Origin of the sequence: Salipiger marinus (assembly GCF_035481585.1) — a bacterium.
In the GTDB taxonomy this organism is placed as follows: Bacteria; Pseudomonadota; Alphaproteobacteria; order Rhodobacterales; family Rhodobacteraceae; genus Salipiger; species Salipiger marinus.
Genome location: NZ_JAYKSL010000006.1, coordinates 226,493 through 243,983, shown reverse-complemented (window position 1 = coordinate 243,983; position 17,491 = coordinate 226,493). Strand labels below are relative to the sequence as shown.

Sequence of the window (17,491 nt, the reverse complement as noted above, 5' to 3'; positions counted from 1 at the left end):
GCCGGTCACGTTCCTGCGCAGCGCCAGGTGCGCTGCCACCCGTAGTGCCGCAAACTCCCCTGTTGCTGTGCCGCATGGCAGTCTGGACATGGCTACGGATGCCGTCGTCAAAGCGGTCGGCGAAGCGAAAATGTCACCATGCGAACCAGCTCTGGTAGCTACTGGACCGTGAGCGCAAGCTACAGTGCAGAATGGCAACCGGGGGAAATGCTGCATGTGCGATGACTCAAGCAACAGCCCAAAATGTCCTCAGAGTAAATTAGAGGCAATCAAAGATGGTACAGGCAATCGCACGCCGTCGCGGCGCTCCGCTCGCATCCACTCAATCAGCCGCAGGTACAGGTCTTGTGCAACGGCAGAATACGGTCGATTCTTGGCCGCACGAGCGGCGATCGCGGCTAAAGCCGTAGTAGACCGAGTATTGGCCGCATGTTTAGCTGCTTGGTCTTGGGCGGCTTCCGCAGCGTCGAGACTACTCTCCAGTTCCAGGACGTGCTTCCGCAAATCCATGAGAACGCCTGTTCGCTCGCGCACCAGTCGGAACCTATTTAACGCTGAGACATTTATCGTAGCTAATCCATAGACGTCGGGGCCCGTTGGGGTTTCTCGAGGAACAGCAAGACTGATCCCTTGATCGGGTGGGAAGTAGAGATGTTTCCTCGGATCTCTGCGGGTAGGATCGATAAGGAGGGCATCCTCTTTTTTGGGCCGCCGACGAACACCCTTGATAGGAAACTGATTTCCTTTGCCATGGGTGGGCTTTTTAAGGGTATCGCGATGGAGACGAGTCGCTTCCTCCATAGTCATGCCCGGCGTGACTATGATCTGTCCGCGACTCTCGTTACAGTGCTGGCAACTGAGCAAAAGGTTGTCCCACCTTGCGGCCAACCACCAGTAGCCCGGGCGGTTTTCAGCAATAAATCTACCCTTCGGTCGATAATGTTCGACGGCGCCATCACCACTAGCTCCAAATCGGGTTTCACAATATGCGCACTTCTCGTCAAACACGATATAAAGCGCCTGCTTGACGTCAGCCCTTCTGTAGGCGGTGAATACCAATCGACTGAGGGGATTGGCGTTGAATAGAGCTTTGTTGGAGTTGAACTCTATCGCTCCATGGGAGGTCGATCCGCGCAATGATTCTGGACCTTTTTTGGGACGGGAAACAAAGATCATTGTTCAACGTGACCCGCCTCAATCGCAGCCAGAACGGCTTCAATTGCCTGCCTGCGGCTTTCCGAAACCTCCTTGCCAGTACGGGAAGGACGATTTCGAAGATACTTGAGCATCGCTGTGTCCGCAATCTGCCGCTGCGGACTATCGCCAATAAGCAGCCCGTCGAAGATACTACCGATCCTCTCAGATAAATCTAAACTACTATGGGTAAAGTCGTCAGCTTTGCGTGCGATAAGAATGTCAAGAGTTGGGTCGGACGTCGTCGAAAGGCCAAAATAATCCGACATCAACAATTGTTCGGCGCTCATCCCGCGAAAATCTGGTAGTTCTGTAACAAGGTCGAACCGTTGAAGCGATGATCTCTTCATTACGGAGACCTCTCCCGGCCCCATACCACGTAAGCACAACGGGTCATGTGTTGTCGCGATAAATTGCACCTGAGGCATGGCCTCGCGTAAGGCCTTCATGATTTGTAACTTCCATCTTGGGTGCAGGTGCGCGTCGACCTCGTCAATTAAAACAACTCCCCGGGCCGTCTCGAGTTCAGGCCAATCAGCAAGAAGCCAGCGCATCGTGTCGACAGCCATCGCGATGACTGATCGATAGCCGTCACTTAGAACCTCGATGGGTGTCGGTTGGCCGTATGTTTTAACGAAAATGTTTCCGCTATCGTCTCGGACCAAACCATCGCCATCCTGAAGTAAAAGCACTTCAGCCAATGCTCTCGCAATCGGCTCGAACAGAATATGACTTCGCGCAAGCCAAGCCTCAGGATGTGCAATGACGGCTTTGCTGTCAAAGAGCGTTGCGACGCGTGCAGTTGAGAGTTTGCTACGCCTAGTCCGGTGGTCAAGTAATCGGTGAGCCCCATAGGCGATAAGAGCATCGGGATATTTGCTATAGCCGTCAAACTCCAGCCGGATAGGGTCGACCACTATCTCGGAATGGTCACCTGAGTAATATTCGACTCGTACTCGCGCAGGCTTTTTTGACAGGATGCCCCATTCTGTCGCCCCGCTATTGCGCAATAGACGGTCTGGCCTGATTTTGAGCTTTTTTGCCCGCTCCGCGCCCATCATCGCCAAGGCTATGGCTTGCAGGACACTAGTTTTTCCGGCACCATTATCGGCCAATAGCATCATGCAACCAGCCGAATGCCCCTCAGGACTCACCTCGGGAAACCTAAGCTCAAGATTATCAATCCCCTTGAAGTTCTCAATCTTAACACCACTAATATGGCGTTCGAACCTTAATGTCTCGGTCGGCACGCGGCGTTGCACCACGTCCAGATATCCAGCGCCGACTCTGCCAACGCTGCTTGAGGAAACAGAACTTTGCACGATCCTAAAAAAATCGCTCTGAGGTAAATCTCGCAGGTGCTTAACGAAGAAATTCAGCTCTCTCGAACGCGTGGGAATATCTAGGTCGAGAAATCGCGCAACAGCTCCTGCCGACCGCCGAGCCAAAATTTCGAACCCACCGATATGAGGTCGCCTTATGTCGAAGACTTCGCTCTCAGTATTCGACAGTCCGTTGCGTATCTGGTCGAGATACTCCCGAAAAGCTGAAGATCGCGCTTTTACTAGGTCATCTCTATTTAGATTGAGGACTGCAATCGTCATCTTTCCCACCGTGTCGCGTCCGAAGCACACCCCACCAAGGTCAAACTCAAAACTCTTCGTCGGATCGTCTTCGCACGGATTCAATAGGAGCGGAGCTTCTCTAGCGTTAGCTTCATCAAGGGCAACTAGGAGTGGCAGCCTGGGCCCTTTTACCGGGAAGCGATTGCGTTTAGATGCGTTGCACTCTCGGCAAGCTAGATAGATATTGCGCCAATCGTAGGCTAACCAGCTATAATGATGTAGCGATGTATTTCGCTCACCTTGGTCGGCTGCTGCGCCGATTGGCCGAAAATGATCAATATTAACGTCTTGCACTCGCTGTTCGCAATACGCACACTTTTCCGAGAATAATTTCAGAAGCGCGTGCGCGACCTCTTGAGAAGAATATATTTCGTGATTTACACTAATACGTCGCACGAACGAAACGCGATCAGCACTAATGGCTCTCGCAATTTCATTATAGGCATTGATTGCTGCTGACCCCAGAAGCGATGAGGGTGTTTCGATCGAAGCTCTGTCTATCTTGCGCATGTCCCCTCGAACGCTACTATGGGTGCAATTTCAAGCTGTGTAATTCGAGATTAGAGGAATTTCCTCCGCATCTCTGCCGTTCTTCCAAGATGCAGCGAAGGTCGGCTTTCCGCCCTTCTGGACGCTGGCAATTCCTAACCGAGAGCTCGATGGGTCAAGGGAACCCTCTCTGGATCTCGCCTTCAGTTGCCAGCACTGCAGGCTCCGGAACGCTGGTACGTTCGTATTCCTTGGCCATAGCTCTCCCCGCTCTGGCACTTCTTCCGTGGCGGGGAGCCTGAGGTTGTGATGGGCGAGCTTATAAATGTGCGCTCAGCGCGCCTTGCGCGCCAGAGCTTGACCTGCGCTTGCCGCCTTCTCCGCCTCGATGACAGTGGCGAGCCGCACGGCATCTGGCGGGTGGGTGCCCCAGAAGGAGAGGTTGCCTGCGCTTGTCTTGGCAGCCGCGGCGCGGGCGAAAAACTTCGCGCCCTCGATGGGATCGTAGCCTGCGGCCCGGGTGATATGGGTGGCGATCACGTCCGATTCGAGTTCGTAGCTTTGGGAGTAGGCGCTATGCCCCAGCGCCATGCCTAGGTTAACATTGCGCTCCATCTCGGCGCTGTCGCCGCCGGTGTAGCGATAGGGGTTGGCTTCTGTGGCATAGGCCTGTCCTGCCGCTGTGATCGCGCCAAGGATCAGCGCACCTGCAAGCGCCTGCTGGCGGCCCTTCTCGATATGGTCCGCGATGTGGTGGCCGTATTCATGCCCGAGGATAAAAGCCAGTTCGTCATCGCTGCCGATCTCCAGGAGCATGGGGACGGTCACTGCGACATAGGGCTGATCTTCGGCATCGCGGGTGTGATAGGCGTTCGCGACCGGCATGTCGCGGTCGATCAGGATGGGCAAATCACAGGATTTATCTGCGCGTTCCCCCAGCTGCGACTGGCAGAACGAAGATGCGACCGGCTTCACCCGGGAAGCGACGCGCTCCAGCCGGGCCACTGCCGCCTGCGAAGACGTCTTTGCCCGATGGGTCTTGGACTGTTCCGCAGCGAACATCGTCCGGGCTTGAGCTTCGGAGCCTTCACTGACCTCGGGCAAGCTGTAGGTTGTCCCGCAAGCCGTGAGGCTCATGAAGGCGAGCGAAAGTCCCGCCGCCAGAAGATGTCGCAAACGCATATCGTCCCTCTGAGTCTTTAAGCGGTCTTTGTGCCGCAGTTCTCTAGGTGTATATCCGGGCCGGTTTTTCCGGCAAGGTAGAAGATGCTTTCAAAGCGCGTCTGTCGTAATCAGCAGACTGGGCTGGATCGGTGAGAGCCCTAAGGGGTTTTCTCCATCTTAAGGCGTCCCTGATGTTTGGCGGAGACGCGCCAGAGTTTCTTTCGCACCCCTTCGGGTTCCAAATGGCGATAGGCTCCGCCGCTGAATTTTGCCCAATCCAGCGCGAGGCCCTGTTTCACCATCTCTGCGGAAAGATCGGTGCCATCTGGCAGGTAACATTTGGCGACCAGCCGGTCATAGCTTGTGCTTTCGTCCAGCTCCGCCGTGATGACATGGCCTTTGCACAGGGTCACCATGGCGAACTTGGCCTTTCTTCCCCAGGGCTGATCCATCTCGGGGGCATCGATGCCTGCAAGTCGGATATGGGTGCCGTTGATGACGATGGTGTCGCCGTCGATCACATAGCAGCGTCCCTGCAGTTTTCGCAGACTGGGGGCCTGTATGGGGTCTGGTGGGGCGGTCTGCGGCTGCGGCGCCAGAGAGGGGCGGGTATGGACGGTGCGCGGCCTTTCCGGTCTTTCCGGGGGTGGTGCGGGTTTGCGGCGGGCAGGCGCGAAGAGTTTGCGCAGAAGCGACAGGAGCGACATCAGGGTATTCAGCTTTCCGATAGGCAAGGCCCGTCAGCTTCACATGACGCCCGAGTGTGGCGCGCAAAGAGAGGCTGAAAGGCCGGTCGATAGGTTCCGATATCCACCGGTAAACGGGCGTTCCGGAGCCGCCGGAAAACCAGATGCAGGGGGATCAGGTGAGTCTTATTCTGAGGTGCCGGGCCGCAGGCAGAGCTGCAGCGGCTTCTGGATCACGGCTTCTTTTCGCGATTGAAAATTCTCCAGATACCCCAGCAAACAAGGGCGACAAGGATCAGGCCGGGCAGGCCAATGTTGTTTAGCAATCTCTTCTCCTCCATTTGGCAGTCAAAAACGAAACCTCAAAAAGGTTGTTATACGCAGCATAAGGAGGGAGTGACCAGCCGGGCCTAGACCTTTTGTCTAGTCGCGCCAGCAGGCAGGGCGCCTGGCGTGACGCAAAGGCGATAGGGACGGGGGCAGATCAGGGGCAGATGGCCCCGCAAAAGGGGCAAAATCAGGTTTCGCAGGTTGCCCATTCGTTTCCGATTTGTCCTGCGAAACTTTTGGGGTAATTCCGTTGAAAGGACTGGATTTTCGCTGAATTTAGGTTCTGGCGCCGAAAGCTATGGGGCAAGACGCTTCACTGACTGTCTTCGGCGGGGGCGGGGGGTGTCAGGTAGGGGGCGGTCAGGGCTTGCAGATCCACCCGGGCGCGCAGGCGGGTTGCGAGCAGATAGAGCCCGCCGAATTTGCGCTGCACGTAAAGCGCGTCCACAGGCGGCAGGGGCAGCTCTGCGCGCTCTTCGGCCAGCGTGAGCCCCGCCGCATTGAGCCGCTGCGCCAGATCCGAGCGGCCGAAGTCGAACTCGCCCGTGGTGCGGAGCGGGGACAGCGCCAGCGTCAACAGATCGAGCAGCGTTTTCTCCAGTCCGGGCGGGGTGCGGGCCTCCAGCAGGCCGAAGCCCTGTGCGGCGGCCCGCAGCGCCTCCCGCTCGCCGCTCTGCCCGGCGCGCAGCATCTCGCGGCAGAGCGCGCGGAACGGCGGGGCAAAGCTGCGCGTCGCGCCAAAATCCAGCAGCACGATCCGGCCGGTTTCGGGCTGGTAGCGGTAATTGGCGAAATTGGGGTCGGTCTGCATCAGGCCGAACTCGAAAAGCTCGCGCAGGGCCAGCCCCAGCAGCAGCGTGGCGACCCGGTCGCGCTCCTCCTGCGGGGCAGCGACCAGATCCTCCACCGGGTGGCCCGGCTCGTGGCTCATGGCGAGCACGCAGTCTGTGGTCAGGTCGGGCACAAGCGCAGGCACGTGGAAGTCGGGCGTATTCTCCAGCAGCGCGCCGAAGCGGCGGAGGCAGGCCCCTTCGCGGGGATAGTCGGCCTCTTCATGCAGCTGCCGCCTGGCCTCGGCCAGAAGGGCGTCCAGATCGAGCCCGCGCGGCACCAGACCCGACAGCCGCAGCAGGGCGCCCACATTGGTCACGTCGCTGTCGATGCTGCGGCGCACGCCGGGATACTGCACCTTGATCGCCAGATCGCGCCCGTCGCGGGTCAGCGCGCGATGCACCTGCCCGATGGACGCCGCCGCGAGCGGCCGCACCTCGAAGCGCTGGAAGCGCCGCAGCCAGTCCGGCCCCCATGCGGCGGTCAGCACCGTCTTCAGCTGCTGGGGCGGCATCGGATTGGCCTCGGCGCGCAGGCGCGACAGGATCTGCGCCAGCTCGGGCGGCAGCAGCTCGCCTGCATCCATCGACAGCAGCTGCCCCATCTTCATGGCGGCGCCGCGCATCCGCGAGAGTTCATCCGCCAGCCTGCGGGCATTGGCGGGGGTCAGCAGCAGGTCGTTCCAGCGCGGACTCCGTCCCTGCGCCAGCTCGCGCGCTCCGCCTGCCGCGACCCCGCCTGCGATGCGCGTGGCGAGCCCGCCGAGCCGGGTCATCCGCGACAGGCGCGAGGCGGGCAGGGGCAGGGGCGGCGGCTTGGGCGGGTCTGCGGGCATGGCGGCATCCGGGGCTGGGAAGGGGCTGATCCGGCCAAGATAGCGCGCGGTGCGGGCCTGTCGCTGCGGCACAGGCGCCCTGCGGCGGCGCATGGCAAAAGGCCCCCGCGTTGCGGGGGCCTCTGCCGGTGTCATCTGGTGTCGTGTGCTCAGTCGGTCTTGCCATGCGACAGGGTCGCGGCGGTGACCACGCGGCGCTGCCACAGGAACAGCGCCACGGCGCAGGCGAGACCGATCAGGTCGGTGATCCAGCCCACCGAGATCATCGACAGCGCCGCCCCGACCAGCACCAGCCGCACCAGCAGCGAGGCATGGCCGAAGTAGTAGCCGATCACCCCAGCGGAGAGCAGGAACATGCCCAGAAGCGCCGTGGCCGTGGCATGGATGATGTCCAGCGGTTCACCCTGCATCAGCAGTTCATGCGCGCCGAAGAACATGAAGGGCACGATGAAGGCGGCAAGGCCAAGCTTGAAGGCCTCGACGCTGGTCTTCATCGGATCCGATCCCGACAGGGCCGCGCCCGCATAGGCGGCCAGCGCCACCGGGGGCGTGATGGCCGACATCACCGCGTAGTAGAACACGAAGAAATGCGCGACCAGCACCGGCACGCCAAGCGCGATGAGCCCCGGCGCCACGACCGCTGCCGCCACCGCATAGGCCGCCGTGGTGGGCATGCCCATGCCGAGGATGATCGAGATGCACATGGCGAAGAACATCGCCAGATACTGGTTCTGGTCGGCGATGGTCAGCAGCAGCGAGGAGAAGCGCGCCCCCACGCCGGTCAGCGCGATCACGCCGACGATGACGCCCGCCGCCGCACAGACCGCGACCATCTGGATGGACATGCGCGCACCCATGTCCAGCGCCTTGAAGATTTGGCGCGGCCCCATCTTGTAGGGGGTCAGCCAGCTGACCACCGCGGCGGCGGCCATGCCCATGGCGCCTGCGCGGATCACCGAATAGCCGGCGAACAGCGTGTAGATCAGGATGATGATCGGCAGGAACAGGTAGACCTGCTTGATCAGCACGTCAAAGCGCGGCAGTTCCGACCGGGGCAGGCCCTTCATGTCAAGCTTCAGCGCCTGCAGGTCGACCATGAAATAGACCGACACGAAATAGAGCAGGGCCGGAATGATCGCCGCCACCACGATGTCGGTATAGGGAATGCCCGTCACCTCGGCCATGATGAAGGCGCCCGCGCCCATGATCGGCGGCAGGATCTGCCCGCCGGAGGAGGCGGTGGCCTCGATCGCGGCGGAGGATTTTGCCGAATAGCCCACGCGCTTCATCAGCGGGATGGTCAGCGAGCCGGTGGAGACCACGTTGCCCGCCGAGGTGCCGTTGATCATGCCCATGAGGCCGGAGGCAAAGACCGCCACCTTGGCGGGGCCGCCGCGGGCCTGACCGGCGCAGGCAAAGGCGAAGTTCACGAAGTAATCGCCGACCTTGGACGCCTGCAGGAAGGCGGCAAAGACGATGAACAGGATGATGTAGGTCGACGAGACCGCGATGGGATCGCCCAGCACGCCCTGATCGGTGAAGATATAGGTGAAGAACCGCGTCGCGGTATAGCCGCGGTGGTTCAGGAAACCGGGCAGCCACGGCCCGAGGAAGCTGTAGGCGATGAACACGCCGACGATGACGACGAGCGCAAGCCCGGTCAGGCGGCGGGTCAGTTCGAGGATCAGCAGGACACCGGTCACCGCCGCCCACAGATCGCCGGGCTGCGCCAGCGCCGTGCCTGCGCGCATCCGCAGCGCCCCCACGACGAACAGGATGTAGCCCAGCACCGCGATGGAGGCGAGGCAGAGCAGCAGATCACCCGGATAGACCCGCGCGCGGTCACGCGGCGACCAGATCCAGCCCGCGACGATGGCGGCGGTGGTGCCAAGCGCCAGCGGCAGGCCATAGGTGCTGAAGCCGAAGGCGGGGGGCATGGCGACCCCGGCCAGCCACCACGCGCCCCAGGCATAGGCCACCACGGCCAGCCCGTAGATCACGCCCGCGGCAGCCGCGAGCAGCAGCGCGATTTCCATCGGGCCACGGCGGGAGGAGGTGGGGTCTGCGGCGTCGTCGCTCTGGGTCAGGGCGGAATAGGTCAGGTAGCCGATGATGAGACCGCCGCAGAGGTGCATCATGCGATAGGTCCATGTCTCCAGCGGGTAGAGCACCATGACGACCAGATGGAACAGGGTATAGGCGGCGCAGAGGGCCGCGATCATCAGCCCGGCCCGCGCCTGCGGGTCGCGCTGGTTGGGGGCCATCGGCTCGTCATCCACGTCTTGCGCGATGACGGGGCCCGCCCCTGCCGCGGCAGCAGCATCAACAGACATGAGGAATCTCCGTCGGCGCGGTCCGTCCGGTCAGCGCCGAAGGCCGGTCCGATCAAGGTGAACGGGAAAGCAGGTCAGCAACCGGGGGCCACGCGGGCCCCCGGAAGGCAGGCGGCGTCAGTCGCGCAGCTCTGCCGGGATCTCGATGCCCTTTTCATCAAAATAGCGCAGGGCGCCGGGATGATAGGTCATGAAGGAGTTCTTGTCGGCGTTTTCCGGGATGGTCTCGGCGGCGGTGGCGTGGATCTGCATCATCGCCTCGTTGCCGTCCATCACCAGCTTGGTGATTTCATAGGCAAGGCTTTCCGGCATGTCCTGATGCGCCACGGCAAAGTTCCACATCGCCACGGTCTTGTGGCTGTCGGGGAAGCCCTGATACAGACCGCCCGGCACTTCGAATTCCGCGACTTCCGGCATGGCTTCGAGGATCTGGGCCAGCTGCTCGTCGGTGAAGCCGAAGATGTTGACGGGGTTTTCCGCCGCGATCTGCGCAAAGGCCGAAATCGGCACGCCTGCCGCAAAGGCGAAGGCGTCGATCAGGCCGTCCTTGACCTGCCCGGTCGCGTCATTGGCGCCCGAATAGCTGATATTGGCTTCGATCCCCAGCACTTCGAAGAAGCGCGGCCAGTAGGTGGCGGCGGTGCCGCCAGCCGGGCCGACCGAGACGCGCTTGCCGGCCATGTCGGTGACATCGGCGATGCCCGAGGACTGCAGCGCCACCGCTTCGAACGGGGTCTGATACATCGGGAACAGCGCGCGCAGCGACTTGTGCTCCACGCCGGGGGCCAGTTCGCTGTTGCCGGTCCATGCCTCATAGGCCGGGCCCATGGTGACAAGGCCGATCTGGTGATCGCCGGTTTCCACCAGCGTGGCGTTCTGCACCGGGCCGCCGGTGACTTCGGCGGAGGCGTTCACGTTCAGGTTCTGGCTGATCAGCCCGGCAAGGCCGGTGCCATAGATGAAATAGGTGCCGCCCTGGCTGGCGGTGCCGACGGTCAGGCTCGAGGGCCAGTCGGCGCGGTCATCCTGCGCAAAGGCGGGCGACAGGCCGAAAGTGGCCGCAACGGCGGCGGCGGCGGTCAGGAAACGCATTGAAATCCTCCCAGATTTTCCAAGTGGCCACGCATGCCGGGGCAGCGCGGTCCTGTGAAGCGCCCCCAGCTAGGGCGCGCCATGCCTTTGGCGCAATGCCGCCATGCGAAAGCCGCCCGTTAAATTTGCATCCGGGCTATGGGAGTGGGTGGATTCGGTAACATCGGCTGTGACAGGTGGGTGGAAATCCGCCCATCAGCCTTCGCCATCCTCGCCGCTTTCGACGTAATGCGTCTTGTCGATGAGATGTTTCTGCATCTTTTCGTAAAGCGATTTGCGCGACAGGCCCAGCGATTCATACACGGGTTTCAGCCGTCCGCCATGGGCCGCCAGTGCTGCCACGATCACATCCCGTTCAAAGGCTGCGACCCGCTGCGCCAGCCGCTGCGCCACCGGGCCGCGATCCTCTGCCGGCTGCAGCGCGATGCCAAGCGCGTGGCGGTCGGCGGCGTTGCGCAGTTCCCGCACGTTGCCGGGCCACGGCCGTTCCGAGATGGCCGCCAGCAGCTGCGGCGACACGGCGACGGGCGGGCGGCGGTGGCGGGCGGCGGCCTCCTGCACCAGCTTGATGAACAGAAGCTGGATGTCCTCGCGCCGGGCGGTAAGCGGTGGCACATGCAGTGTCACCACGTTGAGCCGGTAGAGCAGGTCGGCGCGGAACCGCCCAGCCGAGACTTCTTCTTCCAGCGGCTGGCGCGAGGTGGCCATGAAACGCACGTCCAGCGCGCGGCCCTCGTTGGCCCCCAGCGGAAAGATCATGCGGTCCTGCACCACGCGCAAGAGCTTGCCCTGCACGTCCCATGGCATGGAACCGATCTCGTCCAGCAGGATGGTGCCGCCGCGCGCATGTTCGAACTTGCCATACCGCGCCCGCAGCGCGCCGGGAAAGGCGCCCGCCTCATGGCCGAAAAGCTCGGATTCGATCAGGGCGGCGGGCAGGGCGGCGCAGTCGATGGCGATGAAGGGCCGACCCGCGCGGGGCGACAGGTCATGCAGGGCGCGCGCCACCACCTCCTTGCCGACGCCGGTCTCGCCCACGATCAGCACGTCGGCATCGGTGGGCCCGATGGTGCGCAGGCGGCGGCGCAGGTCGATCATGGCATTGGACCGCCCCACCAGCCGGGTTTCCAGATCATCGGCCTGTCCCGCCGCCGCGCGCAGCACGCGGTTTTCCAGCACCACGCGGCGATAGCCCATGGCGCGGGCGGCAATCTCGGCCAGCTGTCCCGCGTCAAAGGGCTTTTCCACAAAATCATAGGCGCCTTCGCGCATGGCGCGCACCGCCAGCTGGATGTCGCCATGGCCGGTGACAAGGATCACCGGGATGTCGGCGTCAATCTCGCGGATGCGGCACATCAGGCTCAGCCCGTCCATGCCGGGCATCCGGATGTCGGTCACGAGGATCCCGGCAAAGCCGAAGCTCACCCGGTCCAGCGCCGCCTGCGCATCGGGCGCCTCTTCGACGTCGAACCCCGCCAGATCCAGCGCCTGCGCGGTGGACAGGCGCATGTCGGGCTCGTCATCCACCAGCAGAATGCGTCCAAGACTCATGACTCCACTCCCGGCAGGTCGATGCAGAAGGCCGCGCCGCGCTCCGTGGGCAGGATGCGCAGTTCGCCGCCAAAATCCTTGATGATGTTGAACGAGATCGACAGCCCCAGCCCCAGCCCGCTGCCCACGCCCTTGGTGGAAAAGAACGGATCGAAGATGCGGTCCTCCAGCCCCTGCGGGATGCCGGGGCCGTTGTCGCGCACGGTCAGCAGCACCCGGCCTCCGTCGCGGCGGCCCTCGATATGGATGGTGCCGTCGGGGCGGTCCTCCAGCGCGTCAAGCGCGTTCGACACCAGATTGACCACCACCTGCTGGAACCGCACCGGCCCCGCCCGCACCCGCAGCGGCTCGGAGGGCAGATCAAGGCGCAGCGTCACCGGCACCCGGTCCAGCCGGAAGGCGATCACCTCCATCGCGTCGCGCAGCACGTCCTGCAGCGCCACCTCTGACAGCTGGGCATTGGGTTTGCGGGCGAAGGTGCGCAGGGTGCGCCCGATTTCGGTCATGCGGTCGGTCAGCGACAGGATGCGGGTGATGTTCTGCCGCGCGTCCTCAGCCCGGTTGCGCTCCAGATAGGTCAGGGCGTTGGCGGCGAAATTGCGCACGGCGCCCAAGGGCTGGTTCAGTTCATGCGACAGCGCGGCGGACATCTGCCCCAGCGCGGCGAGCTTGGCGGACTGCACCAGATGGCGCTGGGTGCGGCGCAGTTCCGCCTCGGTGGCGCGGCGTTCGTCGACCTCGGCGCCCAGCCGGGCGTTAAGCTCGGCCAGTTCGGCGGTGCGCGCCGCCACGCGGCCTTCAAGCTGGGCCTGCGCTTCGGCCTGAATCGACAGGCGTTCGCGCAGCCGGGCGCGGCGCTGCGCCCATGCCATCAGCCCCGCCGCCCCCACGCCAAAGATCATCAGCCCGGCCAGCGTGCCGGTCAGCGCCTGACGGCGGGCGGGCGCGGTGTCGAGCAGCACATGCACCGTCCAGTCGGCTTCGGGCAGCGCCTCGGACACGGTGAGGAAGTCGCGCCGCTGATCGGGCAGGCCAAGCCGCAGGATCGGATGGCCCTCGACCCGGCCCGCAGGCGACAGCGGCAGCACCTCCAGCGGCTCGTCGTCATAGCGCCGGGTGGCGGCGATGCGGGTGCGCGCCTCGGCGGTCAGCGGGGCCAGCGCGTGAAACTGCCAGTCGCGGCGGCTGGCCAGAAACACGATGCCTTCGCTGTCGGTGACGATCATCTCGTATTCGGCGGCGCGCCAGCTGTCCTCGATCGCGTCCATGTCGATCTTCAGCACCAGCACGCCCACGATGCGCCCCCGGTCCCGCAGCGCCCGGCCAAAGTAATAGCCGCGCTTGCCCGAAGTGGTGCCAAGCGCGGAAAACCGGCCCTGACCGCCCGCCAGCGCCTCGGTGAAATAGGGGCGGTAGTCGAAACGTTCGCCGACAAAGCTGAAGCGCTGGTCGAAATTGCTGGCGGCGCGGGTCGTGCCGTCCGGGGCCATGATATAGGCATCCGACAGGCCCATGCGCTGTGCCACATGCCGCAGATAGAGGTTCGCCGCCGCCAGATCGACCGTGTCGGCATCGGGTTTCAGCGCCCGCACCAGCACCGGGTTGCGGTCCATCAGATCGGGCAGGCGTTCATAGCGCGCCAGTTCGCCGCGCAGGCCGGACACCGCCAGCCGCAGGATGTTTTCGCCCTGCGGGATCGTGGCCGCCACGTAGCGCCCGGTCAGCCAGCTGTTGCCCGCCATGACCAGCACCAGCCCCGCCGCCGCCAGCAGCAGAAGCGCGAGCCCGCGGCGCCGCAGCAGCCGGGGCAGGCCTGCGCCCCGCCGGTCCAGCCGCAGCCAGCCCCGGCGCAGGATTGGAACCGCGCCGCGCGTGTCGGTCGCCTCGCTCACCGCGTTCCTCCCTTGGCATCTGGCTGGCGCCATAATGTCGGCTGCGCGCGGCAGGGGCAAGGGACCGGCCCGCGGCAGGACCGCGTGACCGTCCGGCTGAAAGGGATAGGTCGATGGGAAGCCGCGCCTATCCTTTTGAACAGGGGGGCCATCCTGCGGTCCCGCTGCTGATCCTGACGTGCGCTCGCGCCAAAGCGATCTCGGGAATATAAGATTAATTATTGAAGTTTAACGAGTGTCCCTGAAGGAGCCTCCCCATGACCGGCTACATCGACATCCTGATCTGCCTTGTGGTTCTTTTCGCCGTGGTGGAGTTCGTTCAGGATCATTTTTCCCGCAAGAACAGCGATCAGGACATCTGACTGGCGCAGAGCTGCCTGCGCCCAGCACGTGAAGGCGGCCTCGCAAGGCCGCCTTCTTTGTGTCTGGCAGACACCCCCGGGGGCAGGGGCGCTGCGTGGCTCAGATCTGTTCCTTCTGCGCGCCGGACATGGGCTTGGCCTTGCCAAGGCTCGGCTTCTGGCCCAGAGGCTCCACCTTTTCGCGCACGGTGAATTCGCCGCGCCCGTCCAGCGAGGCGCCAGAGCTCCAGCGGCCTTCCGGGGTGGGCTCGTCCAGCGAGGTGTTGAGGAAGTAATAGCTGTGCTCCACCGCCTCATGTTCCTGCGGGGTGGAATTGGGCACCGGCAGCTGCGCTTCCCAGCCGCCCAGTTCCTCGATCACCGCCAGCCACTGCTGCTGGTGCATGGTGTCGCGCGCGATCAGGAAGGACAGCATGTCCTTCATGCCGGGATCGTCGGTCATGTTGTAAAGACGGCTCGCCAGCACGCGCCCGCCCGCTTCGGCGGTGGCATTGGCCAGCATGTCGGCGCCGATATTGCCAGTGGCGTAGACATGGCTCATGTCGAAGGGCACGCCGTTGGAATTGACCGGCATGGCCGACAGCCCCGAGGACAGGATGTGCCGCGGATTCATGCCGCCAAGGATGGCATGGACCACCGGATCCTGCGCCGCCTCGTCCTGCATGGAGACCGGCGCGCCCTCGAGGTTCAGCGCGACGGCATGGCCCAGAAATTCGATATGGCTCAGTTCTTCGGTCGCGGTCATCATCAGAAGATCGCGATACTTGTCGTCGCCGCGGCAGCCCATGGCCTGAAAGAAGTACTGCATGGCCACGCGGATTTCGCCTTCGATGCCACCGATGGCCTGCTGCAGATGCTTGGCAAAGGCCGGGTTGGGCGTGTCGACGCGGACCCGGTACTGCAGCTTCGAGGAATGGTGAAACATGGTGTCTCCTTGCGTTGAAGACCCCATGAACCGCGTGCCGCTGTCGATGTTCCGAAAGTTAGCCGCGCCCCGCCACACAGGCGGGGCAGGGACGGTCAGGCGGCGCGCAGCGGGCGCAGATGCCCGGCGCCGATCGCCTCGGCATGGACCACCCCCAGCTGCGCCGGGATGCGCGGCAGCTTCAGGATGCGCGCGATGGCAAAGCGGTGCCAGCCGCCGCTGGCGCGCAGCAGCGTGCCGTCGCGGCCCACATGCACAAGGATGCCGCCATGTTCGCGCCGGAAGAAATCCGGCAGTTCGGCCTTGGTCAAAAGTCGGCCCCGGCGCCGTGTTTCCTCGAAGATGCGGTCCAGCGTCTCGTAACGGTGCTGCACATCGGCGGCCGAGGTGCAGCCATCCGGCGCCTTGCCCGCGGCGATCTCGCTCAGCATCTGATGGTAAAGCGGCGTGTCTTCCCATGGCACGCCGCGCAGGAAGTGATCCTCGCAGCTGGTGATCTTGACCTGTCCGTCCACCCGCGTGCGGCACAGATCCCAGTCACCGCCAAGGATCATGCCGCTTTCGGGCCGCCGGAGCCGCCGTCGCCCGGCCTTGCCGTCATAGGTCCAGTCGATACGGGCCGGATCCACATGGATCAGCTCGTCCGACAGCGGCGCCTCGGGACCATAGCGCAGCCGGTTCCACAGATCGCGCGCGGCCTTGCGCGGCACCTGCGCGTGCAGGTCTCTCAGCCAGTTGGCCGGGTGAAGCGTGGGGTGGTCCGCAAAAGCCATGCGCGCGCCTTTCGTGACGATAGCATGACGAATATGTAACCAGTTGACGAAGCTTTCAAGCGGCGCGTGCGGCTTCGGCGATGGCGCGGGCCGCCGCCGCCCCGGAGGACCACGCCCACTGGAAATTGTAGCCGCCGAGCCAGCCGGTCACGTCCACCGCCTCGCCGATAAAATGCAGCCCCCGCACATGGCGCGAGGCCATGCTGCGGCTGTCGAGCCCGGCGGTGTCCACCCCGCCCAGCGTCACCTCGGCGGTGCGCCAGCCCTCGGTGCCCTGCGGGCGCAGCGTCCAGCCGCCCAGATCCGAGGCCAGCGCGGCAATCCGCCGGTCCGACAGATCGCCGAGCGTGCCGCCCAGATCCAGATCCTCCGCCAGATGCGCGACCAGCCGCGCGGGCAGATGCTGCTGCAGCGCGGTGCCGAGCCCGCGCCGCCCGGTCTCGCTCCGCGCGGCGCGCAGCGCCCCCGCCAGATCGGTGCCGGGGATCAGGTCGATGCGCAGATCCTCGCCCTCCTGCCAGTAGCTGGAAATCTGCAGCACCGCAGGCCCCGACAGGCCGCGATGGGTAAAGAGCAGCGCCTCGTCGAAACTGGTGGCGCCGCAGCTTGCCCGCACCGGCAGCGCCAGCCCGGCAAGCCCGGCAAAGCGGCCCTCGGGAAAGGTCAGCGGCACCAGACCGGGGCGGGGGGACACCAGCGCGTGCCCGAACTGCTGCGCCAGATCATAGGCAAGCCCGGTGGCGCCCATCTTGGGGATCGACTTGCCGCCCGTCGCCACCACCAGATGCCGGGCGCGCACCTCGGTCACGGCGCCCTCGCGCTCCAGCCGGGCCACGAACCAGCCGTCGCGATGCGCCAGATCGCGCAGCGAGGTCGAGAGCCAGAGCGTTGCCCCCGCCGCTTCCATCCGGCGCAGCAGCAGCGCCACGATCTGCGTCGCCTTGCCGTCGCAGAACAGCTGGCCCAGCGTCTTTTCGTGCCACGCGATCCCGGCCTGCGACACCAGATCCAGAAAATCCCACTGCGTGTAGCGCGCCAGCGCCGATTTGGCGAAATGCGGATTGCCGGACAGGAAGCGCGCGGGCGCCACCTCCAGATTGGTGAAGTTGCAGCGCCCGCCGCCCGAGATGCGGATCTTCTCGCCCGGCGCGCGGGCATGATCCACCACCAGCGTGCCCGGCCCTGCCATGCCCGCACACATCAGCCCCGCGGCGCCCGCGCCCAAGATCAGCGTTGTCACATCCATGCCGCCCTGAACCACAGCCGCCCCGGCCCGCGCAAGCCCTCCCTTCATCTTGCCCGGAAAACTCCGGGGTGAATGACCCGCCGCAGGCGGGGCAGAGGGGCAGCGCCCCTGCCGTGTCGAGCCTTCCCAAACCGTCCGGCCTTTGCTACGCTCCGCGCAAGAT

The 17,491-nt window shown here is 64.0% G+C and carries 12 protein-coding genes; all 12 read right to left on the bottom strand.

Translation table 11 applies throughout. From position 1 onward, the window contains the following. Nucleotides 1-249: 249 nt before the first annotated feature. The 12 genes from VK682_RS10540 to VK682_RS10485 all read right to left on the bottom strand — a co-directional run bounded on the left by VK682_RS10540 (nucleotide 250) and on the right by VK682_RS10485 (nucleotide 17,376). Entirely contained in the window at nucleotides 250-1,176 is a 927-nt protein-coding gene (locus VK682_RS10540; RefSeq protein ID WP_324781767.1) for an HNH endonuclease family protein, read from the bottom strand. Continuing rightward, complete coding sequence (locus tag VK682_RS10535; protein WP_230794263.1) at nucleotides 1,173-3,329, bottom strand: AAA family ATPase; 2,157 nt, start codon at nucleotides 3,327-3,329, stop codon at nucleotides 1,173-1,175. The genes VK682_RS10540 and VK682_RS10535 overlap by 4 nt, the downstream gene beginning before the upstream one ends. Nucleotides 3,330-3,641: 312 nt before the next feature. Beyond that, nucleotides 3,642-4,484, bottom strand: a complete 843-nt coding sequence (locus VK682_RS10530) for a M48 family metalloprotease (RefSeq protein WP_380715839.1) — start codon at nucleotides 4,482-4,484, stop codon at nucleotides 3,642-3,644. Between the two features lie 146 nt (nucleotides 4,485-4,630). Next, the gene (locus VK682_RS10525) at nucleotides 4,631-4,993 is read right to left on the bottom strand and encodes a thermonuclease family protein (RefSeq protein WP_230794265.1); all 363 of its coding nucleotides are present in this window, start codon (nucleotides 4,991-4,993) and stop codon (nucleotides 4,631-4,633) included. An 808-nt stretch (nucleotides 4,994-5,801) separates the two neighbouring features. After that, on the bottom strand, nucleotides 5,802-7,154 hold the full coding sequence (locus VK682_RS10520; protein ID WP_324781766.1) for an ABC1 kinase family protein: 1,353 nt from the start codon (nucleotides 7,152-7,154) through the stop codon (nucleotides 5,802-5,804). Between the two features lie 149 nt (nucleotides 7,155-7,303). Then, nucleotides 7,304-9,487, bottom strand: coding sequence for a TRAP transporter permease (locus tag VK682_RS10515; protein WP_230794267.1), 2,184 nt, complete (start codon nucleotides 9,485-9,487; stop codon nucleotides 7,304-7,306). 117 nt (nucleotides 9,488-9,604) lie between these two features. After that, nucleotides 9,605-10,579, bottom strand: a complete 975-nt coding sequence (locus tag VK682_RS10510) for a TAXI family TRAP transporter solute-binding subunit (protein ID WP_089847056.1) — start codon at nucleotides 10,577-10,579, stop codon at nucleotides 9,605-9,607. Between the two features lie 195 nt (nucleotides 10,580-10,774). Continuing rightward, entirely contained in the window at nucleotides 10,775-12,130 is a 1,356-nt protein-coding gene (locus VK682_RS10505; RefSeq protein ID WP_089847058.1) for a sigma-54-dependent transcriptional regulator, read from the bottom strand. Then, a complete protein-coding gene (locus VK682_RS10500) occupies nucleotides 12,127-14,022 on the bottom strand; it encodes a sensor histidine kinase (RefSeq protein WP_324781765.1) in 1,896 nt (631 codons plus the stop codon). Before VK682_RS10500 ends, VK682_RS10505 begins: the two co-directional genes overlap by 4 nt. 462 nt (nucleotides 14,023-14,484) lie before the next feature. After that, a complete protein-coding gene (locus VK682_RS10495; RefSeq protein ID WP_089847062.1) occupies nucleotides 14,485-15,309 on the bottom strand; it encodes a manganese catalase family protein in 825 nt (274 codons plus the stop codon). 95 nt (nucleotides 15,310-15,404) lie between these two features. Further along, the gene (locus VK682_RS10490; protein ID WP_230794269.1) at nucleotides 15,405-16,082 is read right to left on the bottom strand and encodes a hypothetical protein; all 678 of its coding nucleotides are present in this window, start codon (nucleotides 16,080-16,082) and stop codon (nucleotides 15,405-15,407) included. A gap of 55 nt (nucleotides 16,083-16,137) precedes the next feature. Then, nucleotides 16,138-17,376 (bottom strand): BaiN/RdsA family NAD(P)/FAD-dependent oxidoreductase, encoded by a 1,239-nt coding sequence (locus VK682_RS10485; protein WP_380715835.1) that lies wholly within the window; start codon nucleotides 17,374-17,376, stop codon nucleotides 16,138-16,140. Between the last annotated feature and the right edge of the window lie 115 nt (nucleotides 17,377-17,491).

Bases quoted from the DNA above. Each gene is read 5' to 3' on its own strand.
- VK682_RS10540 (WP_324781767.1), bottom strand. From the start codon at position 1,176: ATGATCTTTGTTTCCCGTCCCAAAAAAGGTCCAGAATCATTGCGCGGA.
- VK682_RS10520 (WP_324781766.1), bottom strand. From the start codon at position 7,154: ATGCCCGCAGACCCGCCCAAGCCGCCGCCCCTGCCCCTGCCCGCCTCG.
- VK682_RS10515 (WP_230794267.1), bottom strand. From the start codon at position 9,487: ATGTCTGTTGATGCTGCTGCCGCGGCAGGGGCGGGCCCCGTCATCGCG.
- VK682_RS10485 (WP_380715835.1), bottom strand. From the start codon at position 17,376: ATGAAGGGAGGGCTTGCGCGGGCCGGGGCGGCTGTGGTTCAGGGCGGC.
- VK682_RS10505 (WP_089847058.1), bottom strand. From the start codon at position 12,130: ATGAGTCTTGGACGCATTCTGCTGGTGGATGACGAGCCCGACATGCGC.
- VK682_RS10495 (WP_089847062.1), bottom strand. From the start codon at position 15,309: ATGTTTCACCATTCCTCGAAGCTGCAGTACCGGGTCCGCGTCGACACG.
- VK682_RS10535 (WP_230794263.1), bottom strand. From the start codon at position 3,329: ATGCGCAAGATAGACAGAGCTTCGATCGAAACACCCTCATCGCTTCTG.
- VK682_RS10490 (WP_230794269.1), bottom strand. From the start codon at position 16,082: ATGGCTTTTGCGGACCACCCCACGCTTCACCCGGCCAACTGGCTGAGA.
- VK682_RS10510 (WP_089847056.1), bottom strand. From the start codon at position 10,579: ATGCGTTTCCTGACCGCCGCCGCCGCCGTTGCGGCCACTTTCGGCCTG.